Origin of the sequence: Ochrobactrum sp. C6C9, assembly GCF_022627935.1 — a bacterium.
Lineage (GTDB): Bacteria > Pseudomonadota > Alphaproteobacteria > Rhizobiales > Rhizobiaceae > Brucella > Brucella teleogrylli.
This window is the reverse complement of record NZ_JABXGB010000017.1, coordinates 81,268-102,213: the sequence shown is the minus strand read 5'-3', so window position 1 is coordinate 102,213 and position 20,946 is coordinate 81,268. Positions and strand designations below refer to the sequence as shown.

Here is a 20,946-nt window from a genome sequence, read left to right as displayed (position 1 = left end):
AGCGGCAGGCCGTGGGGAAAATGGTGATTTCGAGAACCGGAGCGCAGCGTACATTAGGGTACGTGAGCCTAGGTAAGCGCAGAAATTGCCATTTGCAGCCCGGCATGGCGACTTTTGGATCAGACATGAAGGCATAAGCTTACCTGAAGCGGCATGCAACTTTCTGTAGCCGGTTTATCGAACGAACTGGCGCAGGAGCGTGCCGTTGCGTTCGATTTCCATACGCCATGCCAGACCGCGGCCCGCATTCAGGACCGAAGAAAGATCGGTTACGCTGCGGATCACATTGCCATTCAGGTTGCGAATGATATCGCCGGGGCGTAAGCCCAGCCGTGCGGCTGGCGAGCCGGAATAAACATCCATCACCGCCACGCCGTTTGCATCGCGCTTCAGGCGCAATTTTGCGGCAGTGGACGGCGTCAGCTCCTGCACAGCGGCACCGGCAAATGGGTTATCACCCTCAATAACCAAAGGCGCGGTTTGCTTCACCTCGGGTGCTTTGGTCAGCTTGACCGGCAGGGTCAGATTTTCGCCACCACGCAGGATCGCAATGGACACCGTGCTGTCGATGCCGGCGGTCGAAAGACGATAGCCGAGCACATCCTGATTATCGATGCGCGTACCCTGCACGGAAAGCACCACATCGCCAACCTTCAAGCCTGCGGCTTCAGCCGGTCCGCCTTTGGCAACCGCCGTAATCAGGGCGCCATAAGGCTTCTCCATGCCGAGGCCTTCGGCTATATCCGCCGTCACGCCCTGAAAGGTCGCACCGATATAAGGGCGTTCGAAGCTGGTGCTGCCGCTTTGCGCGGCCTGAATCACAGCGCGCACCATATTAGACGGAATGGCGAAGCCAATGCCGACAGAACCGCCGGAACGCGAATAGATCGCCGTATTGATCCCGATCAGCCGCCCGCGCATATCCACCAGAGCACCGCCGGAATTGCCGGGATTGATCGCAGCATCTGTCTGAATAAAGAAATCGAAGTCGGAAATACCGACCTGCGTGCGCGATTGCGCCGAGACGATGCCGCTCGTCACGGTCTGACCGACGCCAAACGGGTTGCCGACAGCAAGCACAAGATCGCCCACTTCCACTTCGTCAGAATTACCCAACGACAGGACCGGAAATTTCTCCTTGGATTCGATTTTCAAGACGGCCAGATCTGTGGTCTCATCGCGCAGCAGAAGCTTGCTTTCGAATTCCCGGCCATCGGACAGCGCGACCTTGATTTCGTCCGCGTCCTTGATGACGTGATTATTGGTCACGACGATGCCCGACGCATCGACAATAACGCCGGAGCCGAGTGACTGCTGGATGCGGGGCTTGGTGTCGCGAAACTGCCTGCCGAAGAACTGCTCAAAGAAGGGATCGCCCGCAAATGGCGACTGCGCCTGAGCCTGCACCTGTCGCGCAGCGTAGACATTGACAACGGCGGGTGTGGTTTCCTTGACCAAAGGGGCGAAGGAAAGCTGCATATCAGCCCGGCTGAGCGGTATCTGCTTTGCCGGTGCTGGCGCATCCTGCGCTATGGCTGGCAGTCCTGCCATGCCAATCGATGCCAGAATGATGCCCGTGATTCCGAAACGTCGCCAATTCATGCACAAACTCCGCGCTTTCCCAGCCTTCCCGTTCAACTCCCAATGGAGGAATACGGGGCTCGTTGTCCATATGTAATGAAGTGAGGCCAAGGATAAAGGGCCACATTGTGACCACATGCAAAAAGCCGGTGCAATTTTCCGTCACATCAACGTGTGGCCGCATATGCAAGCAGCAGCGCAAATAAAAAGGGCCGCACAAGGCGGCCCTTTTTAAATCTTTATCAGCGTGAATTACGCAGCGTCGGCTTCAGCAGCAGCTTGAGCTTCGACGCGGGCGCGGTCAGCCTTGCCCTTTGCATCGACATCGCGTTCCACGAATTCAACAACGGCCAGAGGCGCGTTGTCGCCAGCGCGGAAGCCAGCCTTCATGATGCGGATGTAGCCGCCGTTGCGGGTTGCATAGCGCGTAGCCAGCGTATCGAACAGCTTAGCCACGACCTTAACGTCGCGGATAGCCGAGATAGCCTGACGGCGTGCATGCAGATCGCCGCGCTTGCCGAGCGTGACAAGCTTTTCAACGATTGGACGGATTTCCTTGGCTTTCGGAAGCGTGGTCACAATCTGTTCGTGCTCGATGAGCGAAGCCGCCATGTTGGCGAACATTGCCTTGCGATGCGAGGCAGTGCGGTTCAGCTTACGCTGTCCATTACCGTGGCGCATGGCCTTCTCCTTTAATTCGTAACGTACCGGGATATGCCGGTCTTATTTTCGATTAACGCATTGTCCGACGCGAAACCGCTTCGCACTTTCGCTGGAAATGCTGGTCTTTAATTCAAGCATTATCCCGCGCGAAACCGCTTCGCACTTTCGCTGGAAATGCTTAGTATTGGTCTTCGTAGCGCTTTGCGAGATCTTCGATATTTTCAGGCGGCCAGGACGGGATTTCCATACCAAGATGGAGACCCATCGACGCGAGAACTTCCTTGATCTCGTTGAGCGACTTGCGGCCGAAATTCGGAGTCCGCAGCATCTCGGCTTCCGTCTTCTGGATCAGATCGCCGATGTAGACGATGTTGTCGTTCTTCAGGCAGTTTGCCGAACGGACAGACAGCTCGAGCTCGTCCACCTTCTTGAGCAGAGCCGGGTTGAAAGCGAGTTCCGCAACCTGTTCCTGCGGAGCTTCCTTCTGAGGCTCTTCGAAGTTGACGAAGATCGCCAGCTGGTCCTGGAGAATACGAGCAGCATAAGCCACTGCGTCTTCACCCGTGACCGAACCGTTGGTCTCGATGTTCAGCGTCAGCTTGTCATAATCGAGAACCTGGCCTTCACGGGTGTTCTCGATCTTGTACGACACCTTGCGAACCGGGGAATACAGGCTGTCGACCGGGATAAGCCCAATCGGAGCATCTTCCGCACGGTTGCGGTCGGCAGGCACATAGCCCTTGCCGGTGTTGACAGTGAATTCCATGCGGATTTCAGCGCCTTCATCCAGCGTGCAGATGACGTGATCCGGGTTCAGGATTTCGACATCGCCGACAGTCTGAATGTCGCCAGCCGTAACGACGCCTGGGCCTTCCTTGCGGACGACCATGCGCTTCGGGCCCTCACCTTCCATACGGATGGCGATTTCCTTGACGTTCAGAACGATATCCGTAACGTCTTCGCGGACGCCCGGAATAGAAGAGAATTCATGCAGAACGCCGTCGATCTGTACGGCGGTCACGGCAGCGCCGCGCAGCGACGACAGAAGCACGCGACGCAGAGCATTGCCGAGCGTCAGACCGAAACCGCGTTCTAGCGGTTCAGCAACGACGGTTGCATGCGTGCGGGAGCCGTGGGTGATAAATTCCACCTTGTTCGGCTTGATCAGTTCCTGCCAGTTCTTCTGGATCATGTAAGTATCCCTCTATCAATCGTCGCTACCATCCTATCGTAGCGATCAAGTGTAGAAACCGCAGAGGAACCCTGAATTGCTCCAGGGTTCGTGCGGCATGTGAACGAGGATTAGACCCGGCGCTTCTTGCGCGGACGGCAACCGTTGTGCGGGATCGGCGTAACATCGCGGATCGACGTGATCACAAAGCCGGCAGCCTGAAGGGCGCGCAGCGCGGATTCACGGCCAGAACCCGGTCCGCAAACCTCGACTTCGAGGGAGCGCATGCCGTGTTCCTGAGCCTTCTTGGCGCAATCTTCGGCAGCGATCTGTGCGGCAAACGGGGTCGACTTACGCGAACCCTTGAAACCCTGAGCACCTGCGGAAGACCAGGCAATCGCATTGCCCTGAGCGTCCGTGATGGTGATCATGGTGTTGTTGAACGTCGAATTTACGTGGGCAACGCCCGACGAGATGTTTTTACGCTCGCGACGGCGAACGCGCGTGGCTTCCTTGGCCATGATAGTCCTTTCAATCGATCTCTACACCGCCGTAATTCCAGCGGCTACACCGGTCCTCACGAAAGGACCAGTATCAAACCCAACCGGCGCACCGGAAAGGCCCGACGGAACGAAACGTTCCGTCGAAATTACTTCTTCTTGCCTGCGATAGCCTTCGCCGGACCCTTACGGGTGCGTGCGTTGGTATGCGTGCGCTGGCCGCGAACCGGCAGCGAACGACGATGACGCAGGCCGCGGTAGCAACCCAGGTCCATCAGGCGCTTGATGTTCATCGAAACTTCACGACGCAGGTCACCTTCGACCTGGTAGTCAGCATCGATTGCTTCGCGGATCTGAAGGACTTCAGCATCCGTCAGCTGGTTAACGCGACGTTCGTCGGCAATGCCAACCTTCGTTACGATTTCCCGAGCAAATTTCGGTCCAATCCCGTGGATGTACTGAAGCGCAATAACAACGCGCTTGTTCGTCGGGATGTTGACGCCAGCGATACGTGCCACGTCTGTTCTCCTTAATGTTAATCACTTCCGCCTGAAAGACTAATCCCCCAGACAGCATAAAATGACCGGTATCGGCCTCTTTTCGATTTCCGCCGCTACCTGCCATTCAAAACCAAATGAAGTGGCGCAGTCTTTGACGGAATCGCCCGAAAAAGTCAACTCTTAAACGTTCGTAAAGCCGTTAAACCGGCCTTACAGACAATCGAATCGACTTCTGGAAGCAATAAACGGGCAGAAAACGCTAACCGCTTTTCTGCCCGTGTTTGAATCTGCGCATCGTGCTTTCCAAAAAACGATCCCGATTTTTGGGCCGATGCGTTCGTCCAAGCCTTCACGCCGGAACGAGAATTCTCTCGATTTCGGCAGTCACTTCTTCAACCGGCGCCATGCCGTTGAGGACACGCAGTTCACCGGTTCCGGCGTAATAGCTCGAAAGCGGCGCGGTCTTTTCGCGATACTCGATCAGACGCTTGCGGAAAGCTTCCGGATTGTCGTCCGAACGCACCTGACCGCCCTTGGCGATCGTTTCGGCCACGCGGCTCTCCATCCGCTTGACCAGGGCATTCTCATCAACCTTCAACTCGATGACTGCATCGAGCTTCAGGCCTTTGTTTGCGAGCATTCCGCCGAGAGCTTCAGCTTGCGGAACCGTACGCGGGTAGCCGTCGAGAATGAAACCGTTCGCGCAATCCGGAGCGTCGATGCGCTCCGACACGATCTGGTTGACGATCTCGTCGGAAACCAGCTGACCGGCATCCATGACCGCCTTGGCGCGCTTTCCGACTTCGCTCTGCTGAGCGACTGCCGAACGCAGCATATCGCCAGTCGAAAGCTGCGGAATTCCATGCTTCTTGGTAAGAAGTCCAGCCTGCGTCCCCTTACCTGCTCCGGGCGGCCCAAGAAGTATCAGTCTCATTTATTGCGTTTCCCACCTCTGAGTTTGGACTTCTTGATCAGCCCTTCATACTGATGGGCGATAAGATGTCCCTGAACTTGCGCAACCGTATCGAGCGTAACGCTCACGACAATTAGCAGCGATGTACCGCCAAGATAGAACGGCACGCCGGTCGCGGAAATCAGGAATTCCGGCAGAAGACAGACAAGCATAATATAGATGGCGCCGACAACCGTGATGCGGGTCAACACATAGTCTATATATTCCGCAGTCCGCTCACCGGGGCGAATGCCCGGGATGAAGCCGGAATGCTTCTTGAGCTGGTCAGCCGTGTCCTTGGGATTGAACACGATGGCCGTGTAGAAGAAGCAGAAGAACGCCATCAAGCCAGCGTAGAACAGCATGTAAAGCGGCTGTCCATGGCCCAATGCGTTGAGAACCGTGGTAGCCCAGGCAGGCATTTCCGTCGTGTTGGCAAAGCCAGCAACGGTCGCGGGCAGAAGCAACAGCGACGATGCGAAGATCGGCGGAATGACGCCTGCAGTATTGAGCTTCAGCGGCAGATGCGACGTGTCGCCCTGGAACATACGGTTGCCAACCTGACGCTTCGGATACTGGATCAGAAGACGGCGCTGAGCGCGCTCGACGAACACGATGACCGCAATCAAGGCGATTGCGAGCACGATGACGCCCAGAATGAGGCCCGTCGACAGAGCGCCGGTACGGCCCAGTTCCAGCGTGCCGGAAATGGCATGCGGAAGGTTCGCGACGATACCGGAGAAGATGATGAGCGAGATACCGTTGCCGATACCGCGTGCCGTGATCTGCTCACCGAGCCACATCAGGAACATGGTGCCGCCAACGAGCGTAATCACCGATGAAACGATGAAGAACGGCCCCGGATTCATGACAATGCCGTTACCCGACTGCAAGCCCACCGAAATGGCATAGGCCTGCACAAGCGCCAGAAGCACGGTGCCGTAACGCGTATACTGATTGATGATCTTGCGACCCGCCTCGCCTTCCTTCTTCAGCGCTTCAAGCGACGGAACAACCGACGTCATGAGCTGCACGATGATGGAAGCCGAGATGTAAGGCATGATGCCGAGCGCGAAAATGGCCATACGACCAACGGCGCCACCGGCGAACATGTTGAAAAGTCCGAGTACACCCTGACTATGCTGCTGGAAAGCCTGCGCAAGAGCGTCAGGATTGATTCCCGGAAGCGGAATATAGGTGCCGAACCGATATACGAGCAAAGCGCCCAGTGTGAACCAGATGCGCTTCTTGAGTTCATCAGCTTTCGAGAAAGCCGAGAAATTGAGATTGGAAACTAGCTGTTCAGCAGCCGATGCCATTAAATTTCTCCGGTGAAAAGTCTCCGGTCCCCTACTCCCATCGACACGCGTTTAATCAACCCGCGTCCTTCCGGACAAGAAGACCCAACCCAGATATGCGCATTGGCATAAATGTGCAAGCGGCGGCCCAGTTTTTATCGCAGTTCCAAATGGAAAAATGCACTGCATCTTTCCCGGAATTGCCCTGGGCCGCCGCTTATAATTTTGATGCAGAAGCCTTATTCGGCAGCTGCTACTTCAGGAAGCTTAATGCTACCGCCAGCCTTTTCGATCTTCTCGACTGCCGACTTGGAAGCGCCAGCAACCTCAAAGGTTACCTTTGCCTTCAGTTCGCCATCCGAAAGAATGCGAACGCCGTCCTTGGCGCGACGAATCACACCAGCAGCCTTCAGCGCTTCGAGGTTCACAACAGCCTTGGCGTCCAGCTTGCCGGCGTCGATAGCGGCCTGAACACGGCCGAGCGACACAACGTTGAAGCTCTTTGCAAAGATGTTGGTGAAGCCGCGCTTCGGCAGACGACGGTAGATTGGCATCTGGCCGCCTTCGAAGCCATTGATCGAGACGCCCGAACGGGACTTCTGACCCTTGACGCCGCGGCCAGCGGTTTTACCTGTGCCCGAGCCGATACCACGGCCAACGCGCTTGCGCGCCTTGACGGAACCTGGCTTGTCACGCAGATCGTTGAGTTTCATGTCTCTATCCCCTGCGTTATCAGGCCTCGTCCACGATGCGGACGAGATGCTGAACCTTGGCGATCATGCCACGAACCGAAGGAGTATCCTCCAGCGTGCGGCGGCGGTGCATTTTATTAAGTCCGAGGCCGATCAGCGTTGCACGCTGTTCGGCTGGACGACGGATAGGGCTTCCGATCTGTTCGACCGTAACCGTCTTACCCTTCTTCTCAGCCATCACTCAAATCCTTTGTCTATGGCGTATCCGGTGGCCTGTTTCAGTGTCGAATGCAAATTCTTGCAGAAACTGTCAGACCCCGGACTAACACAAACTATCGGCTATTCTTCCGAACCGACCACATCATGGCGGCGAGCCTGAAGGGTCGAGTACTTGATGCCGCGCTGTGCCGCGATATCCTTCGGATGCATCTGATGCTTGAGAGCATCAAACGTCGCGCGAACCATGTTGTATGGGTTCGACGAACCGAGCGACTTGGCGACAACGTCCTGAACGCCGAGCGTTTCGAACACTGCACGCATCGGACCACCGGCGATGATACCCTTACCGGCAGGAGCTGCACGGAGCAGAACCTTGCCAGCACCGTGACGGCCTTCGACGTCATGATGCAGAGTACGACCCGAACGCAGCGGAACGAAGATCATGTCGCGCTTGGCAGCTTCGGTAGCCTTACGGATAGCTTCCGGCACTTCACGTGCCTTGCCATGACCGAAGCCTACGCGGCCCTTCTGATCGCCAACGACGACGAGAGCAGCAAAACCGAAGCGACGGCCGCCCTTGACGACCTTGGCTACGCGATTGATGTGAACGAGCTTGTCAACGAACTCGCTGTCGCGCTCCTCGCGACCGCGGTCTTCGCGGTTACGTTCTCTCTGTGCCATATCCTGATTTCCTTTTTTCTTTTCCGGAAGCACAAACTTCTATTAGAAGCTGAGGCCGCTTTCGCGGGCAGCTTCGGCGAGAGCCTTCACGCGGCCGTGGAAAATAAATGCACCACGGTCGAACACTACGTCCTTAACGCCAGCCTTGACGGCGCGCTCAGCAACCAGCTTGCCAACGGCAGCTGCTGCTGCCTGGTCTGCGCCGGTCTTGAGCTTGCCCTTGAGGTCGCCATCGAGGGTCGAAGCGGCCGCAAGCGTAACGCCGCGGACGTCGTCGATGATCTGGGCGTAGATGTTCTTCGAAGAGCGGTGTACGCTGAGGCGTGGTCGGCCGTTGGCGGCAGACTTGAGCTGACGGCGCACGCGAGCAGCGCGACGCTGCAAAGTTTCTTTTGGCGATGCCATGACGCGCTTCCCTTACTTCTTCTTGCCTTCTTTGCGGACGATCTTCTCGCCAGCATACTTGACGCCCTTGCCCTTGTAAGGCTCGGGGCCGCGATATTCGCGGATCTCAGCCGCGACCTGACCGACCTGCTGCTTGTCGATACCGGTGACGACGATTTCCGTCGGCTTCGGCACGGCAACAGTGATGCCAGCAGGCACGTCATAGACCACTTCATGGCTGAAGCCGAGAGAAAGCTGCAGGTTCTTGCCCTGCATGGCAGCGCGGTAACCGACGCCGCTGATTTCGAGCTTCTTCTCGAAGCCGTCCTTCACGCCAACAAAAATGTTGGAGATCATCGTGCGGGACATGCCCCACTTCGAACGAGCTTCCTTCGACTGGTCGCGCGGATCGACGCTGATAGCGCCGTCTTCCATCTTGACCAGAACTTCATCGTGCACGACGAAGGAGAGTTCACCCTTCGCGCCCTTGGCCTTGACGATCTGCCCATCAACACTGGCGGTCACGCCTGCCGGGACCGGCACGGGTTTTTTACCGATACGAGACATTTTAATACCTGTCTTTTATCTGTTCGCTGTCAACCGCATCAGAAGATGCGGCAGAGCAGCTCACCACCAACGTTTTGTTCACGGGCTTCATGATCCGCCATTACGCCCTTCGGCGTGGAGAGGATCGAGATGCCGAGGCCGTTTGCAACCTGCGGGATCGACTTGACCGACACATAAACGCGACGGCCAGGCTTCGATACGCGGCTGATCTCACGGATAACCGGAACACCTTCATAATACTTCAGCTCGATTTCGATCTCGGCCTTGCCGTTCACGAATTCGCTCTGCGAGTATCCGCGGATGTAACCTTCAGACTGAAGAACATCGAGAACGCGAGCGCGCAGCTTCGAAGCCGGGGTCGTAACCTTGGTCTTCTTGCGGCCTACTGCGTTGCGGATACGGGTCAGCATATCGCCGAGAGGATCTGACACAGACATATGCTACTCCTTACCAGCTCGACTTGACGACGCCCGGAATCTGTCCGAGCGAACCCAACTGACGCAGCGCAATACGCGACATCTTCAGTTTACGGTAATAACCACGCGGACGGCCCGATACTTCGCAACGATTGCGAATACGAACCTTCGACGAATTGCGCGGCAGTTCGGCAAGCCGGATAGTGGCGCGGAAGCGCTCCTCCAGCGGAAGGCCCTGATCCATTACGATCGCCTTCAGACGTGCACGCTTTTCAGCATGACGCTTAACCAACTTTTCGCGGCGCTTGTTTTTTTCGACTGCGCTAGTCTTGGCCATGTTATCTATACCTCGCTACGCTTGCCGTTACTGCCGAAACGGGAAGTTGAATGCACGCAGAAGAGAGCGCGCTTCATCATCCGTCTTGGCGGTCGTGCAAACGATGATGTCCATGCCCCAGATCTGATCAACCTTATCGTAGTTGATTTCGGGGAACACGATGTGCTCCTTGATGCCCATGGCGTAGTTGCCACGTCCGTCGAAGCTCTTCGGGTTCAGGCCGCGGAAGTCGCGAACGCGAGGAAGAGCGATCGTCACCAGACGATCAAGGAATTCATACATGCGGTCCTGGCGAAGGGTAACCTTCGTGCCAATCGGCATGCCTTCACGCAACTTGAAGGTTGCGATCGAGTTACGGGCGCGTGTGATGACGGCCTTCTGGCCGGCAATCTGGCTGAGGTCTTCAGCGGCAACCGAAGGCTTCTTCGAATCGCCGGTGGCTTCGCCAACGCCCATATTGAGGACAACCTTCGTGATGCGTGGAATCTGCATCTCGTTGTCGTATTTGAACTCTTCAAGGAGCGCTTTACGGATATTATCCTGATAAAGCTTCTTGAAGCGTGGAAGTGCCTTAGCTTCAGCCATCGATCAGCGCTCCAGAACGTTTTGCGACACGAACCTTCTTGCCGTCCTCAACGCGGAAACCGACGCGGGTCGGCTTGCCATCCTTGGGATCAGCAATTGCCAGGTTGGACAGGTGGATCGGCGCTTCCGTGGAGATAATGCCGGCTTCCTGGGTCTGGGTCTGGCGCTGATGACGCTTCACAATATTAATGCCACGAACGAGCGCCTGCTCGTCCTTAGGCATAACCTTAAGAACCTCGCCCTTACGGCCCTTGTCCTTACCGGACAGCACGACAACGCTGTCGCCTTTGCGAATCTTTTGCATCGTTGTGCTTCCTTACAGAACTTCCGGAGCCAGCGAGATGATCTTCATGTGGTTCTTTGCGCGAAGTTCGCGCGGAACCGGTCCGAAGATACGCGTGCCGATAGGCTCTTTCTTGTTATCGATGAGAACAGCTGCGTTGTTATCAAAACGAATTACGCTGCCGTCCGGACGACGGATGTCCTTGGCGGTGCGTACAACAACCGCCTTCATCACGTCACCCTTCTTGACGCGGCCGCGCGGAATAGCTTCCTTGATCGACACCACAATGATGTCGCCAACGGAAGCATAACGCCGCTTCGAGCCGCCCAGCACCTTGATGCACATGACACGACGTGCGCCGGAGTTATCCGCCACGTCGAGGTTTGTTTGCATCTGAATCATGACTGGCCGCCTTCTTTTCCTTCAGCTGGTTAAGGGCTCCTGCCCTACCTAAGCTGCGTGTTTGTAATTTAGCCCGCTGCTTCGTTCGTCAGAACGACCCAGCGTTTGTCCTTCGAGATCGGAGCCGATTCCTGAATGGAAACGGAATCACCAACCTTGAACTGGTTGTTTTCGTCATGCGCCTTGTACTTCTTCGACTGACGCACGGTCTTCTGGAGGAGCGGATGCGAATAGCGACGCTCAACCTTAACCACAACAGTCTTGTCGTTCTTATCGCTGACGACAACGCCCTGCAGAACGCGTTTAGGCATGATATTTTTTCCTTATGCCTTGCTTTCGGCCGCCTTCTGGCGGGCAATAGTCTTAATACGCGCGATGTCGCGGCGAACCTGCTTCACGCGCGCGGTCTTTTCGAGCTGGCCGGTAGCCTTCTGAAAGCGCAGATTGAACTGTTCTTTCTTCAGTGCGGCCAACTCGTCGTTCATCTGATCGGTGCTTTTCGCCCGAACGTCTGCGGCTTTCATCGTTGCCTCTCCTTATTCAGCAATGCGCTGGATAAAGCGCGTCTTGATCGGCAACTTTGCTGCGCCGAGTCTGAGGGCTTCGCGTGCCACATCTTCGGGTACGCCGTCAAGCTCAAACATCACGCGACCTGGTGCCACACGGCATGCCCAGAAGTCAACCGAACCCTTACCTTTACCCATACGGACTTCGGTAGGCTTCGAAGTTACCGGCAGGTCAGGGAAGATGCGGATCCACACGCGACCGGCACGTTTCATGTGACGGGTGATCGCGCGGCGAGCCGCTTCGATCTGACGTGCGGTGACGCGTTCCGGCTCGAGAGCCTTCAGACCGAAAGCACCGAAATTCAGATCCGTGCCGCCTTTCGAGTTGCCGTGGATACGGCCCTTGAACTGCTTGCGGAACTTGGTGCGCTTAGGCTGCATCATTGTTCTCTACTCCAAATTTCTCGCCCGCGGCCCGCTTTTTAAGCGTTTTCGCGGCGGCGGTTCGACGAGGAACCCTGATTGTCACCCTCGACCGCACGACGTTCGGAAGCCATCGGATCGTGTTCAAGGATCTCGCCCTTGAAGACCCAGACCTTCACGCCGCAGATACCATAAGCGGTCTTCGCTTCTGCTGTACCGTAGTCAATATCGGCGCGCAGAGTATGAAGCGGAACGCGACCTTCACGGTACCATTCCATGCGAGCGATTTCCGCACCACCCAGACGACCCGAGCAGTTGATACGGATACCTTCGGCTCCAAGACGCATTGCCGACTGAACGGCACGCTTCATGGCGCGACGGAATGCCACACGGCGTTCGAGCTGCTGAGCGATCGACTGAGCGATCAGCGTAGCGTCGATTTCCGGCTTGCGAACTTCAACGATGTTGAGCGAAGTATCGGCATTGGTCATCTCGGAAAGCTTCTTGCGGAGCTTTTCGATGTCTGCACCCTTCTTGCCGATGATGATGCCCGGACGAGCCGAGTGGATCGTCACGCGGCACTTCTTGTGCGGACGCTCAATTACGATCTTCGAAATCGCAGCCTGCTTGAGTTCCTCGGTGAGGAACTCGCGGATCTTCACATCTTCATGCAGCAGCTTGCCGTACTCACCGGTATTTGCGTACCAACGCGAATCCCAGGTGCGGTTGATGCCGAGACGAAGACCGATCGGATTAATCTTCTGACCCATTATGCGGCCTCCCCTTTTTCCGCGACTTCGCGGACAACAATGGTGAGATGCGAAAACGGCTTCTCGATACGGCTCGCGCGGCCACGGCCACGGACGTGGAAGCGCTTCATGACGATCGACTTGCCCACATAGGCTTCGGCGACGATCAAAGCATCGACGTCGAGGTCGTGATTATTTTCAGCGTTTGCAATCGCCGACTCTAGCGTCTTCTTAACCGTATCGGCGATCCGCTTGCGCGAGAACGTCAGATCGGCAAGTGCCGCATTCACTTTCTTGCCGCGAATCATGCTCGCGACAAGGTTAAGCTTCTGCGGGCTGACGCGGAGCGTACGGGCGACGGCTTTCGCCTCGTTATCCTTAAGCTGGCGGGGAGCCTTGGCCTTGCCCATCGTTACTTCCTCTTTGCCTTCTTGTCCGCGCCGTGACCGTAGTAGGTACGCGTAGGCGCGAATTCACCGAACTTGTGTCCGACCATTTCTTCCGAAATCGACACCGGCACATGCTTGTTGCCGTTGTAGACGCCGAAAGTCAGACCGACAAACTGCGGCAGGATGGTGGAGCGGCGGCTCCACATCTTGATAACTTCGTTACGACCGCCTTCGCGTACCTTCTCAGCCTTGTTGAGAAGATAGCCGTCGACAAACGGACCTTTCCAAACTGAACGAGCCACTTTAGACTACCTCTCTTACTTCTTGCGCTGATGGCGCGAACGCATGATGAACTTGTCAGTCGCCTTGTTCGAGCGCGTCTTCTTGCCCTTCGTAGGCTTGCCCCACGGAGTGACAGGGTGACGACCACCCGAGGTACGACCTTCACCACCACCATGCGGGTGATCGACCGGGTTCATTGCAACACCGCGAACGTGCGGACGCTTGCCACGCCATACCGAACGACCGGCCTTGCCGTCGTTGATATTGCCGTGATCCGGGTTCGAAACTGCACCAACCGAAGCGAAGCAGGCGCCGGAAACCAGACGCTGTTCACCAGAGTTGAGGCGCAGGATCGCCATGCCCTGGTCGCGACCGACGAGCTGGGCGTAGGTGCCAGCCGAACGTGCGATCTGACCGCCCTTACCAGGCTTCAGTTCGACGTTGTGGACGATCGTGCCAACTGGCATCGAAGCAAGCGGCATTGCGTTGCCCGGCTTAACGTCGACGGAATTACCAGCAATCACCTTGTCGCCGACAGCAAGACGCTGCGGAGCCAGGATGTATGCGAGTTCGCCGTCTTCGTAACGGATCAGCGCGATGAACGCGGTGCGGTTCGGATCGTATTCCAGGCGTTCGACGGTGCCCACGACGTCAAGCTTGCGACGCTTGAAATCGATGAAGCGGTACGAACGCTTGTGACCACCGCCCTGAAAGCGAACAGTGATACGACCGGTGTTGTTACGGCCACCCTTCTTGGACAGACCTTCGGTCAGGGACTTGACCGGCTTGCCCTTGTAGAGTTCCGAGCGATCCACGATGACCAGCTGACGCTGGCTCGGCGTGGTCGGATTAAAATGCTTGAGTGCCATTGTTTCTTACTCCAAGGCCTCTCAGAGACCGGTCGAAACGTCGATGCTCTGGCCTTCAGCCAAAGTAACGATCGCTTTCTTGACGTCGCTCTGGCGCCCGATAATGCCGCGGAACCGCTTGACCTTACCCTTGCGCACTGCAGTGTTGACTGCGGTAACCTTGACGCCGAACAGCGCTTCGACTGCAGCCTTGATTTCCGGCTTCGTTGCCTTGCGGGCTACGTTGAAGACGACCTGGTTGTGTTCAGAAACCAGAGTAGACTTCTCGGTGATAACCGGGCTGACGATCACGTCGTAATGGCGAAGATCAGTCATTTGAAACGCTCCTCGAGGGCTTCGACAGCCGCCTTGGAAAGCACGAGCTTGCCACGGCGAAGAATGTCGTAAACATTGATGCCCTGCACTGGCAGAACGTCGATGTTCGGGATGTTCGAAGCCGCACGCTGGAAGTTCACGTCGATCTCTGCGCCGCCGATGAGCAGTGCATTTTCAAGACCGAGCTTGGCGAACTGAGAAACAAGCTGCTTCGTCTTGGCTTCGGAAGCCGCCAGATCATCGATGATGATCAGGTCGGATGCCTTTGCCTTGGCGGAAAGAGCATGACGCAGGCCAAGAGCGCGAACCTTCTTCGGCAGGTCGTGTTCATGGCTACGGACAACTGGTCCGTGAGCCTGACCACCACCGCGGAACTGCGGAGCACGAGCCGAATGGTGACGAGCGCGACCCGTACCCTTCTGCTTGTACATCTTCGCGCCGGTGCGGCTTACGTCGCCACGGCCCTGAGCCTGATGGGAGCCCTGCTGGCGGCGAGCCAGCTGCCAGCGCACAACGCGCTGAAGAATGTCGTCACGCGGGTCGAGGCCGAAGATATCTTCGTTCAGCTTGACCTTGCCGGCATCCTTGCCTTCAAGAGTTGTAATCGTGAGATCCATTATTCGGCTCCCTCAGTCGCGGCGGCTTCAGCCTTGGCGGCACCTGCACGCAGAGCGGCCGGCTTCGGCGCGTTCTCAGGCAGCGAGACCTTGACTGCGTCGCGGACGATGATCCAGGCGCCCTTGGAGCCCGGAACCGCACCGCGGACCAGAATGAGGCCACGATCAGTGTCCGTCGAGACAACTTCAATATTCTGCGTGGTCACGCGGGTCTGGCCCATATGACCAGCCATCTTCTTGCCCTTGAACACCTTACCCGGGTCTTGACGCTGACCGGTCGAGCCGTGAGCGCGGTGGGTAATGGAGTTACCGTGGGAGGCGCGATGACCAGCAAAATTGTGACGCTTCATAACACCGGCAAAACCTTTACCGATCGAAGTACCCGTCACGTCGACCTTCTGGCCGGCGACGAAGTGTTCGGCGGTGATTTCCGCGCCGACTTCGAGGAGGTTGTCCGGAGAAACGCGGAATTCCGCAAGCTTCGCCTTGGGCTCGACCTCGGCCTTCGCGAAATGACCGCGCATAGCCTTGGACGTGTTCTTTACCTTGGCGATACCAACGCCAAGCTGAACAGCCGTGTAACCATTCTTTTCAACTGTACGCTGAGCTACCACGTGGCAATTCTCCATGCGGAGAACCGTCACCGGCACATGCTCGCCGGCGTCGTTATAGACGCGGGTCATGCCCAGCTTCTGTGCAATAACACCTGAACGCATCGGGTTCGTTCCTTCCGTCCTCAAGCCGATTAAAGCTTGATCTCGACATCGACACCGGCGGACAGATCGAGCTTCATCAGCGCGTCAACAGTCTGCGGGGTCGGGTCAACGATATCGAGAAGACGCTTGTGCGTGCGCATCTCGAACTGCTCGCGGCTCTTCTTGTCGATGTGCGGCGACCGGTTTACCGTGAACTTCTCGATCCGTGTTGGAAGCGGGATCGGTCCGCGCACATTTGCACCGGTACGCTTGGCAGTCGACACGATTTCCCGCGTCGAAGCGTCAAGGATCCGATGATCAAACGCCTTAAGGCGAATGCGGATATTTTGACCGTTCATTTCATCTGTTCCTTGTTACGCGGAGCGTCTCCGGAGAGACGCTCCTGCACAAACCTTAATTACTCGATGATCGAAGCGACGATGCCTGCACCGACGGTGCGGCCACCTTCACGGATAGCGAAGCGGAGCTTCTCTTCCATGGCGATCGGGACGATCAGCGAAACGTCAACGGTAACGTTGTCGCCAGGCATAACCATTTCCGTGCCTTCCGGCAGGGTCACAATACCGGTCACGTCAGTCGTACGGAAGTAGAACTGCGGGCGGTAGTTGGTGAAGAACGGCGTATGACGACCACCTTCGTCCTTGGTCAGAATGTAAGCTTCTGCCTTGAACTTGGTGTGCGGCTTGACCGAACCCGGCTTGCAGAGAACCTGACCGCGTTCAACGTCGTCACGGCCAACGCCGCGAACCAGTGCACCGATGTTGTCGCCAGCCTGGCCCTGATCGAGCAGCTTGCGGAACATTTCAACGCCGGTAACCGTCGTCTTCGAGGTTGCCTTAATGCCGACGATTTCAACTTCTTCGCCGACCTTGACGATACCGCGCTCAACGCGACCCGTCACAACCGTACCGCGACCCGAGATCGAGAACACGTCTTCGATCGGCATCAGGAACGGCTGGTCAACCGGACGTTCCGGGGTCGGGATGTAGTTGTCGACAGCGTCCATCAGGTTGCGGATTGCGTCTTCGCCGAGTTCCTTCGAGGAATCTTCGAGAGCTGCAAGAGCCGAGCCCTTGATGATCGGAACTTCGTCGCCCGGGAAGTCGTACTTCGAGAGAAGTTCGCGCACTTCCAGTTCAACCAGTTCGAGCAGTTCTGCGTCGTCAACCTGGTCGCACTTGTTCAGGAACACAACGATTGCCGGAACGCCAACCTGACGAGCGAGCAGGATGTGCTCACGGGTCTGCGGCATCGGGCCGTCAGCTGCCGAAACAACCAGGATCGCGCCGTCCATCTGTGCAGCGCCGGTGATCATGTTCTTCACATAGTCAGCGTGGCCTGGGCAATCGACGTGTGCGTAGTGACGGTTGGCAGTTTCGTACTCAACGTGAGCCGTCGAGATCGTGATACCGCGGGCGCGTTCTTCCGGTGCAGCGTCGATCTGGTCATACGCCTTGAATTCACCGAAGAACTTCGTGATCGCTGCAGTCAGCGAGGTCTTGCCATGGTCAACGTGACCGATGGTGCCGATGTTAACGTGGGGCTTCGTACGTTCAAACTTACTCTTTGCCATTTGAGCTCTCCGTAAATTTAGCCTGCTCAGGCATTCTTTTGATTGGGAGCGTAACCTTCAGATTACGCATGTCTTTCTCCCGGAACCGGTATCCACTTCCGGGAGACATGCGCTCCGATTACGCAAACTTCTTTTGGATTTCCTGTGCGACCGCCGTCGGAACCGGCTCATAATGGTCGAACTGCATCGTGTACTGTGCACGGCCCTGGGACATCGAACGCAGCGAATTCACGTAGCCAAACATGTTGGCCAGCGGAACGTTTGCATTGACGACCGTGGCGATGCCGCGGGCTTCGGTGCCGGAAATCTGACCGCGACGCGAGTTCAGATCGCCGATAACGTCACCAACGTAATCTTCCGGCGTAACAACCTCGACCTTCATGATCGGCTCGAGGAGTTGAGCGCCAGCCTTCTGCGCACCTTCACGGAACGCTGCACGGGACGCGATTTCGAAGGCGAGAACAGACGAGTCAACGTCATGGTACGCGCCGTCGATCAGGGTGGCCTTCACGCCGAGCATCGGGAAGCCGGCGAGCGGACCCGCACCCATGACGCTTTCGATACCCTTCTGGACACCCGGAATGTATTCCTTCGGAACCGATCCGCCGACGATCTTCGATTCGAAGATGAAATCGTCGCCATCATGCGGTTCGAAGATGATCTTCACGCGAGCGAACTGACCCGAACCACCCGACTGCTTCTTGTGGGTGTAATCGATTTCAGCCTGACGGGTGATCGATTCACGGTAAGCAACCTGCGGAGCACCGACGTTGGCTTCAACCTTGAATTCGCGCTTCATGCGATCGACGAGAATGTCGAGGTGAAGTTCGCCCATGCCGGCGATGATGGTCTGACCGGATTCTTCATCCGACTTTACGCGGAACGAAGGATCTTCAGCTGCCAGACGATTGAGCGCGATGCCCATCTTTTCCTGGTCGGCCTTGGTCTTCGGCTCGATCGCGATTTCGATAACCGGATCCGGGAATTCCATGCGTTCAAGGATAACCGGCTTCAGCGGATCGCAGAGCGTATCGCCAGTGGTGGTTTCCTTGAGGCCAGCCAGAGCAACGATGTCGCCAGCAAAGGCTTCTTCGATGTCTTCACGGCTGTTCGAGTGCATCTGCAGCATACGGCCGATAGGCTCACGCTTGCCCTTGACGGTGTTTTCCAGCGAAACGCCCTTGGTCAGCTTGCCAGAGTAGATACGAGCAAAGGTGAGCGAACCGACGAACGGGTCGTTCATGATCTTGAACGCAAGCATCGACAGCGGAGCTTCATCCGAAGATTCGCGGGTCGTTTCGGTTTCCGTCTTGACGTCAATGCCCTTGATGGCAGGAACGTCGGTCGGAGCCGGCAGGAACTCGACAACAGCGTCAAGAAGCGGCTGAACGCCACGGTTCTTGAATGCGGTACCGCAGAGGATCGGATGGAACTTGACGTCGATCGTGCCCTTGCGGATCAGCGCGCGCAGCTCATCATTGGTCGGCATGGTGCCTTCCAGATATGCTTCCATCGCGGCTTCGTCGATTTCCACGGCCAGCTCGATGAGCTTTTCGCGGTATTCTTCAGCCTTGTCCTTGAGGTCTGCAGGAATTTCGCCAACTTCGGCAGCTGCGCCGATGGTGCCATCCCAGGTCAGGGCCTTCATTTCGATCAGGTCGATAACGCCGGTGAACTCGTTTTCAGCGCCGATCGGCAGCTGAACCGGAAGTGCAACAGCGCCAAGACGCGAGCCAACCATTTCTACGCAACGGTAGAAGTCAGCACCGATCTTGTCCATCTTGTTGACGAAGACCATACGGGGGACGTGGTACTTTTCAGCCTGACGCCACACGGTTTCCGTCTGAGGCTCAACGCCAGCGTTGGCGTCGAGCAGCGCGATCGCGCCGTCGAGAACGCGGAGCGAACGTTCAACTTCAATCGTGAAGTCGACGTGGCCCGGAGTGTCGATGATGTTGAAGCGGCGCTTCTTGCCATCCCGGCCCTGCCAGAACGTGGTCGTAGCAGCGGACGTGATGGTGATACCGCGTTCCTGTTCCTGCTCCATCCAGTCCATGGTCGACGCACCATCGTGGGTTTCGCCGATCTTATGGTTCTTACCGGTATAGAACAGGATGCGCTCGGTCATCGTCGTCTTACCGGCGTCGATGTGAGCCATGATACCGAAATTGCGGTAGTCTTCGATTTTGTATTCGCGGGCCATGATAGTCGCTCTTTGAATAGGTTTCGACGATTACCAGCGGTAATGCGAGAAGGCGCGGTTGGCTTCAGCCATGCGATGCGTGTCTTCACGCTTCTTCACAGCAGAACCACGGTTGTTAGCAGCATCAAGCAGCTCACCGGACAGACGATCAATCATTGTCGTCTCGTTACGGCCACGAGCAGCATTAATGAGCCAACGGATGGCAAGCGCCTGGCGGCGTTCTGGACGCACATCGACCGGAACCTGATAGGTTGCACCACCAACGCGGCGCGAACGGACTTCGATGTGCGGAGCTACGTTGTCGAGCGCCTGATGGAACAGCGCGACCGGCTCGGACTTCGCCTTGGCTTCGATTGAATCGAGCGCACCGTAAACGATGCTTTCAGCAACCGACTTCTTGCCATGCAGCATGACTGCATTCATAAACTTCGTGATAACGAGATCGCCGAACTTTGGATCCGGATTAATCTCACGCTTCTCAGCCTTATGGCGTCTGGACATTTCGTCTCTTCTTTCAATTACATCGGGCTCAGCTCGCCTTCTGGCGGCCGGTATCCCCGGAAAATCTTACTTCGGACGCTTTGCACCGTACTTCGAACGGCGCTGCTTGCGGTTCTTGACACCCTGGGTATCGAGAACGCCGCGGATGATGTGGTAACGCACACCCGGCAAGTCCTTTACACGACCGCCGCGGATCATGACGACCGAGTGCTCCTGCAGGTTATGCCCTTCACCAGGGATATAACCGATAACTTCGAAGCCGTTCGTCAGACGAACCTTGGCAACCTTACGGAGAGCCGAGTTCGGCTTCTTCGGGGTCGTCGTATACACGCGGGTGCAAACGCCGCGCTTTTGAGGGTTTGCCTGCAGTGCAGGAACCTTATTGCGCTTTACCGGCGCAATGCGCGGCTTGCGGATAAGCTGGTTTACGGTTGGCATACAACCTTCCTCTATAAAAAATCTCGTATCCACGCCCATATGGGCCGTTTCACCGCCATGCTGATGCACGAATTCGGGACAAGTCACGACAACCGGTGACCACCCCGAACAAAAGCAGAGGAAGCTGACGCTTC

32 protein-coding genes are annotated in these 20,946 nt (G+C 56.8%); all 32 read right to left on the bottom strand.

Annotated features, from left to right (window positions below; all coding sequences use genetic code 11):
• Positions 1 to 174: 174 nt before the first annotated feature.
• The gene (locus HWD97_RS15070; RefSeq protein WP_121536274.1) at positions 175 to 1,602 is read right to left on the bottom strand and encodes a DegQ family serine endoprotease; all 1,428 of its coding nucleotides are present in this window, start codon (positions 1,600 to 1,602) and stop codon (positions 175 to 177) included.
• A gap of 231 nt (positions 1,603 to 1,833) precedes the next feature.
• On the bottom strand, positions 1,834 to 2,262 hold the full coding sequence (rplQ, locus tag HWD97_RS15065) for a 50S ribosomal protein L17 (RefSeq protein ID WP_109369214.1): 429 nt from the start codon (positions 2,260 to 2,262) through the stop codon (positions 1,834 to 1,836).
• 160 nt (positions 2,263 to 2,422) lie between these two features.
• The gene (locus tag HWD97_RS15060) at positions 2,423 to 3,436 is read right to left on the bottom strand and encodes a DNA-directed RNA polymerase subunit alpha (RefSeq protein ID WP_109369215.1); all 1,014 of its coding nucleotides are present in this window, start codon (positions 3,434 to 3,436) and stop codon (positions 2,423 to 2,425) included.
• A gap of 110 nt (positions 3,437 to 3,546) precedes the next feature.
• Entirely contained in the window at positions 3,547 to 3,936 is a 390-nt protein-coding gene (rpsK, locus tag HWD97_RS15055; RefSeq protein ID WP_002964339.1) for a 30S ribosomal protein S11, read from the bottom strand.
• A 128-nt stretch (positions 3,937 to 4,064) separates the two neighbouring features.
• Positions 4,065 to 4,433, bottom strand: a complete 369-nt coding sequence (gene rpsM / locus HWD97_RS15050) for a 30S ribosomal protein S13 (protein ID WP_109369216.1) — start codon at positions 4,431 to 4,433, stop codon at positions 4,065 to 4,067.
• Between the two features lie 331 nt (positions 4,434 to 4,764).
• Positions 4,765 to 5,349 (bottom strand): adenylate kinase, encoded by a 585-nt coding sequence (locus HWD97_RS15045; RefSeq protein WP_109369217.1) that lies wholly within the window; start codon positions 5,347 to 5,349, stop codon positions 4,765 to 4,767.
• Positions 5,346 to 6,686, bottom strand: coding sequence for a preprotein translocase subunit SecY (secY, locus tag HWD97_RS15040; protein ID WP_109369218.1), 1,341 nt, complete (start codon positions 6,684 to 6,686; stop codon positions 5,346 to 5,348). Before secY ends, HWD97_RS15045 begins: the two co-directional genes overlap by 4 nt.
• Before the next feature lie 218 nt (positions 6,687 to 6,904).
• Complete coding sequence (rplO, locus tag HWD97_RS15035; RefSeq protein ID WP_109369219.1) at positions 6,905 to 7,378, bottom strand: 50S ribosomal protein L15; 474 nt, start codon at positions 7,376 to 7,378, stop codon at positions 6,905 to 6,907.
• 19 nt (positions 7,379 to 7,397) lie between these two features.
• Positions 7,398 to 7,595 (bottom strand): 50S ribosomal protein L30, encoded by a 198-nt coding sequence (rpmD, locus tag HWD97_RS15030; RefSeq protein ID WP_078340784.1) that lies wholly within the window; start codon positions 7,593 to 7,595, stop codon positions 7,398 to 7,400.
• A gap of 101 nt (positions 7,596 to 7,696) precedes the next feature.
• The gene (rpsE, locus tag HWD97_RS15025; RefSeq protein WP_006467009.1) at positions 7,697 to 8,257 is read right to left on the bottom strand and encodes a 30S ribosomal protein S5; all 561 of its coding nucleotides are present in this window, start codon (positions 8,255 to 8,257) and stop codon (positions 7,697 to 7,699) included.
• Between the two features lie 42 nt (positions 8,258 to 8,299).
• Positions 8,300 to 8,662, bottom strand: coding sequence for a 50S ribosomal protein L18 (gene rplR, locus HWD97_RS15020; RefSeq protein WP_078340783.1), 363 nt, complete (start codon positions 8,660 to 8,662; stop codon positions 8,300 to 8,302).
• A 12-nt stretch (positions 8,663 to 8,674) separates the two neighbouring features.
• A complete protein-coding gene (gene rplF, locus HWD97_RS15015; RefSeq protein ID WP_109369220.1) occupies positions 8,675 to 9,208 on the bottom strand; it encodes a 50S ribosomal protein L6 in 534 nt (177 codons plus the stop codon).
• Between the two features lie 38 nt (positions 9,209 to 9,246).
• Positions 9,247 to 9,645: a 30S ribosomal protein S8 gene (rpsH, locus tag HWD97_RS15010; protein ID WP_078340781.1), complete on the bottom strand. Its 399-nt coding sequence runs from the start codon at positions 9,643 to 9,645 to the stop codon at positions 9,247 to 9,249.
• Positions 9,646 to 9,655: 10 nt separating this feature from the next.
• Positions 9,656 to 9,961, bottom strand: a complete 306-nt coding sequence (rpsN, locus tag HWD97_RS15005; protein WP_109369221.1) for a 30S ribosomal protein S14 — start codon at positions 9,959 to 9,961, stop codon at positions 9,656 to 9,658.
• Between the two features lie 27 nt (positions 9,962 to 9,988).
• Positions 9,989 to 10,546, bottom strand: coding sequence for a 50S ribosomal protein L5 (gene rplE, locus HWD97_RS15000; RefSeq protein WP_109369222.1), 558 nt, complete (start codon positions 10,544 to 10,546; stop codon positions 9,989 to 9,991).
• The gene (gene rplX / locus HWD97_RS14995) at positions 10,539 to 10,850 is read right to left on the bottom strand and encodes a 50S ribosomal protein L24 (RefSeq protein WP_371835169.1); all 312 of its coding nucleotides are present in this window, start codon (positions 10,848 to 10,850) and stop codon (positions 10,539 to 10,541) included. Before rplX ends, rplE begins: the two co-directional genes overlap by 8 nt.
• 12 nt (positions 10,851 to 10,862) lie before the next feature.
• Entirely contained in the window at positions 10,863 to 11,231 is a 369-nt protein-coding gene (gene rplN, locus HWD97_RS14990) for a 50S ribosomal protein L14 (protein ID WP_004683923.1), read from the bottom strand.
• Positions 11,232 to 11,299: 68 nt separating this feature from the next.
• A complete protein-coding gene (gene rpsQ / locus HWD97_RS14985; protein ID WP_109369223.1) occupies positions 11,300 to 11,542 on the bottom strand; it encodes a 30S ribosomal protein S17 in 243 nt (80 codons plus the stop codon).
• 12 nt (positions 11,543 to 11,554) lie between these two features.
• The gene (rpmC, locus tag HWD97_RS14980; protein ID WP_078340776.1) at positions 11,555 to 11,755 is read right to left on the bottom strand and encodes a 50S ribosomal protein L29; all 201 of its coding nucleotides are present in this window, start codon (positions 11,753 to 11,755) and stop codon (positions 11,555 to 11,557) included.
• 12 nt (positions 11,756 to 11,767) lie between these two features.
• Positions 11,768 to 12,181 carry a 50S ribosomal protein L16 gene (gene rplP / locus HWD97_RS14975; protein WP_109369224.1) on the bottom strand — a complete coding sequence of 138 codons (414 nt, stop codon included), beginning with the start codon at positions 12,179 to 12,181 and terminating at the stop codon, positions 11,768 to 11,770.
• Positions 12,182 to 12,219: 38 nt separating this feature from the next.
• On the bottom strand, positions 12,220 to 12,930 hold the full coding sequence (gene rpsC / locus HWD97_RS14970; protein ID WP_006467024.1) for a 30S ribosomal protein S3: 711 nt from the start codon (positions 12,928 to 12,930) through the stop codon (positions 12,220 to 12,222).
• Positions 12,930 to 13,319: a 50S ribosomal protein L22 gene (gene rplV / locus HWD97_RS14965; RefSeq protein ID WP_109369225.1), complete on the bottom strand. Its 390-nt coding sequence runs from the start codon at positions 13,317 to 13,319 to the stop codon at positions 12,930 to 12,932. The genes rpsC and rplV overlap by 1 nt, the downstream gene beginning before the upstream one ends.
• A gap of 2 nt (positions 13,320 to 13,321) precedes the next feature.
• Positions 13,322 to 13,600 carry a 30S ribosomal protein S19 gene (gene rpsS / locus HWD97_RS14960; protein WP_109369226.1) on the bottom strand — a complete coding sequence of 93 codons (279 nt, stop codon included), beginning with the start codon at positions 13,598 to 13,600 and terminating at the stop codon, positions 13,322 to 13,324.
• Positions 13,601 to 13,615: 15 nt separating this feature from the next.
• Entirely contained in the window at positions 13,616 to 14,449 is an 834-nt protein-coding gene (rplB, locus tag HWD97_RS14955; RefSeq protein WP_109369227.1) for a 50S ribosomal protein L2, read from the bottom strand.
• Positions 14,450 to 14,470: 21 nt separating this feature from the next.
• Positions 14,471 to 14,764: a 50S ribosomal protein L23 gene (locus HWD97_RS14950; RefSeq protein WP_078340773.1), complete on the bottom strand. Its 294-nt coding sequence runs from the start codon at positions 14,762 to 14,764 to the stop codon at positions 14,471 to 14,473.
• Positions 14,761 to 15,381 carry a 50S ribosomal protein L4 gene (gene rplD, locus HWD97_RS14945; RefSeq protein ID WP_078340772.1) on the bottom strand — a complete coding sequence of 207 codons (621 nt, stop codon included), beginning with the start codon at positions 15,379 to 15,381 and terminating at the stop codon, positions 14,761 to 14,763. The genes HWD97_RS14950 and rplD overlap by 4 nt, the downstream gene beginning before the upstream one ends.
• Complete coding sequence (gene rplC / locus HWD97_RS14940) at positions 15,381 to 16,097, bottom strand: 50S ribosomal protein L3 (RefSeq protein WP_109369228.1); 717 nt, start codon at positions 16,095 to 16,097, stop codon at positions 15,381 to 15,383. The genes rplD and rplC overlap by 1 nt, the downstream gene beginning before the upstream one ends.
• A 29-nt stretch (positions 16,098 to 16,126) precedes the next feature.
• Complete coding sequence (gene rpsJ / locus HWD97_RS14935) at positions 16,127 to 16,435, bottom strand: 30S ribosomal protein S10 (protein ID WP_002964363.1); 309 nt, start codon at positions 16,433 to 16,435, stop codon at positions 16,127 to 16,129.
• A gap of 59 nt (positions 16,436 to 16,494) precedes the next feature.
• Positions 16,495 to 17,670 (bottom strand): elongation factor Tu, encoded by a 1,176-nt coding sequence (tuf, locus tag HWD97_RS14930; RefSeq protein WP_109369229.1) that lies wholly within the window; start codon positions 17,668 to 17,670, stop codon positions 16,495 to 16,497.
• A 118-nt stretch (positions 17,671 to 17,788) separates the two neighbouring features.
• Positions 17,789 to 19,873, bottom strand: coding sequence for an elongation factor G (fusA, locus tag HWD97_RS14925; protein ID WP_371835168.1), 2,085 nt, complete (start codon positions 19,871 to 19,873; stop codon positions 17,789 to 17,791).
• 30 nt (positions 19,874 to 19,903) lie between these two features.
• Positions 19,904 to 20,374: a 30S ribosomal protein S7 gene (gene rpsG, locus HWD97_RS14920; protein WP_109369231.1), complete on the bottom strand. Its 471-nt coding sequence runs from the start codon at positions 20,372 to 20,374 to the stop codon at positions 19,904 to 19,906.
• A 66-nt stretch (positions 20,375 to 20,440) separates the two neighbouring features.
• Positions 20,441 to 20,812, bottom strand: coding sequence for a 30S ribosomal protein S12 (rpsL, locus tag HWD97_RS14915; RefSeq protein WP_006471111.1), 372 nt, complete (start codon positions 20,810 to 20,812; stop codon positions 20,441 to 20,443).
• Positions 20,813 to 20,946: the final 134 nt, after the last annotated feature.

What these genes read in the sequence shown, in the direction of transcription:
- rplN (WP_004683923.1), bottom strand. Translation starts at nt 11,231, where the DNA reads ATGATTCAGATGCAAACAAACCTCGACGTGGCGGATAACTCCGGCGCA.
- rplR (WP_078340783.1), bottom strand. Translation starts at nt 8,662, where the DNA reads ATGGCATCGCCAAAAGAAACTTTGCAGCGTCGCGCTGCTCGCGTGCGC.
- rpmC (WP_078340776.1), bottom strand. Translation starts at nt 11,755, where the DNA reads ATGAAAGCCGCAGACGTTCGGGCGAAAAGCACCGATCAGATGAACGAC.
- rplX (WP_371835169.1), bottom strand. Translation starts at nt 10,850, where the DNA reads ATGCAAAAGATTCGCAAAGGCGACAGCGTTGTCGTGCTGTCCGGTAAG.
- rpsK (WP_002964339.1), bottom strand. Translation starts at nt 3,936, where the DNA reads ATGGCCAAGGAAGCCACGCGCGTTCGCCGTCGCGAGCGTAAAAACATC.
- tuf (WP_109369229.1), bottom strand. Translation starts at nt 17,670, where the DNA reads ATGGCAAAGAGTAAGTTTGAACGTACGAAGCCCCACGTTAACATCGGC.
- rpsE (WP_006467009.1), bottom strand. Translation starts at nt 8,257, where the DNA reads ATGGCACAGAGAGAACGTAACCGCGAAGACCGCGGTCGCGAGGAGCGC.
- HWD97_RS15060 (WP_109369215.1), bottom strand. Translation starts at nt 3,436, where the DNA reads ATGATCCAGAAGAACTGGCAGGAACTGATCAAGCCGAACAAGGTGGAA.
- rpsQ (WP_109369223.1), bottom strand. Translation starts at nt 11,542, where the DNA reads ATGCCTAAACGCGTTCTGCAGGGCGTTGTCGTCAGCGATAAGAACGAC.
- rpsJ (WP_002964363.1), bottom strand. Translation starts at nt 16,435, where the DNA reads ATGAACGGTCAAAATATCCGCATTCGCCTTAAGGCGTTTGATCATCGG.
- rplE (WP_109369222.1), bottom strand. Translation starts at nt 10,546, where the DNA reads ATGGCTGAAGCTAAGGCACTTCCACGCTTCAAGAAGCTTTATCAGGAT.
- rpsC (WP_006467024.1), bottom strand. Translation starts at nt 12,930, where the DNA reads ATGGGTCAGAAGATTAATCCGATCGGTCTTCGTCTCGGCATCAACCGC.
- HWD97_RS15045 (WP_109369217.1), bottom strand. Translation starts at nt 5,349, where the DNA reads ATGAGACTGATACTTCTTGGGCCGCCCGGAGCAGGTAAGGGGACGCAG.
- rplD (WP_078340772.1), bottom strand. Translation starts at nt 15,381, where the DNA reads ATGGATCTCACGATTACAACTCTTGAAGGCAAGGATGCCGGCAAGGTC.
- rplQ (WP_109369214.1), bottom strand. Translation starts at nt 2,262, where the DNA reads ATGCGCCACGGTAATGGACAGCGTAAGCTGAACCGCACTGCCTCGCAT.
- rpsL (WP_006471111.1), bottom strand. Translation starts at nt 20,812, where the DNA reads ATGCCAACCGTAAACCAGCTTATCCGCAAGCCGCGCATTGCGCCGGTA.
- rpsH (WP_078340781.1), bottom strand. Translation starts at nt 9,645, where the DNA reads ATGTCTGTGTCAGATCCTCTCGGCGATATGCTGACCCGTATCCGCAAC.
- rplO (WP_109369219.1), bottom strand. Translation starts at nt 7,378, where the DNA reads ATGAAACTCAACGATCTGCGTGACAAGCCAGGTTCCGTCAAGGCGCGC.
- rplV (WP_109369225.1), bottom strand. Translation starts at nt 13,319, where the DNA reads ATGGGCAAGGCCAAGGCTCCCCGCCAGCTTAAGGATAACGAGGCGAAA.
- fusA (WP_371835168.1), bottom strand. Translation starts at nt 19,873, where the DNA reads ATGGCCCGCGAATACAAAATCGAAGACTACCGCAATTTCGGTATCATG.
- rplP (WP_109369224.1), bottom strand. Translation starts at nt 12,181, where the DNA reads ATGATGCAGCCTAAGCGCACCAAGTTCCGCAAGCAGTTCAAGGGCCGT.
- HWD97_RS14950 (WP_078340773.1), bottom strand. Translation starts at nt 14,764, where the DNA reads ATGACTGATCTTCGCCATTACGACGTGATCGTCAGCCCGGTTATCACC.
- rplF (WP_109369220.1), bottom strand. Translation starts at nt 9,208, where the DNA reads ATGTCTCGTATCGGTAAAAAACCCGTGCCGGTCCCGGCAGGCGTGACC.
- rplC (WP_109369228.1), bottom strand. Translation starts at nt 16,097, where the DNA reads ATGCGTTCAGGTGTTATTGCACAGAAGCTGGGCATGACCCGCGTCTAT.
- HWD97_RS15070 (WP_121536274.1), bottom strand. Translation starts at nt 1,602, where the DNA reads ATGAATTGGCGACGTTTCGGAATCACGGGCATCATTCTGGCATCGATT.
- secY (WP_109369218.1), bottom strand. Translation starts at nt 6,686, where the DNA reads ATGGCATCGGCTGCTGAACAGCTAGTTTCCAATCTCAATTTCTCGGCT.
- rpsG (WP_109369231.1), bottom strand. Translation starts at nt 20,374, where the DNA reads ATGTCCAGACGCCATAAGGCTGAGAAGCGTGAGATTAATCCGGATCCA.
- rpmD (WP_078340784.1), bottom strand. Translation starts at nt 7,595, where the DNA reads ATGGCTGAGAAGAAGGGTAAGACGGTTACGGTCGAACAGATCGGAAGC.
- rplB (WP_109369227.1), bottom strand. Translation starts at nt 14,449, where the DNA reads ATGGCACTCAAGCATTTTAATCCGACCACGCCGAGCCAGCGTCAGCTG.
- rpsN (WP_109369221.1), bottom strand. Translation starts at nt 9,961, where the DNA reads ATGGCCAAGACTAGCGCAGTCGAAAAAAACAAGCGCCGCGAAAAGTTG.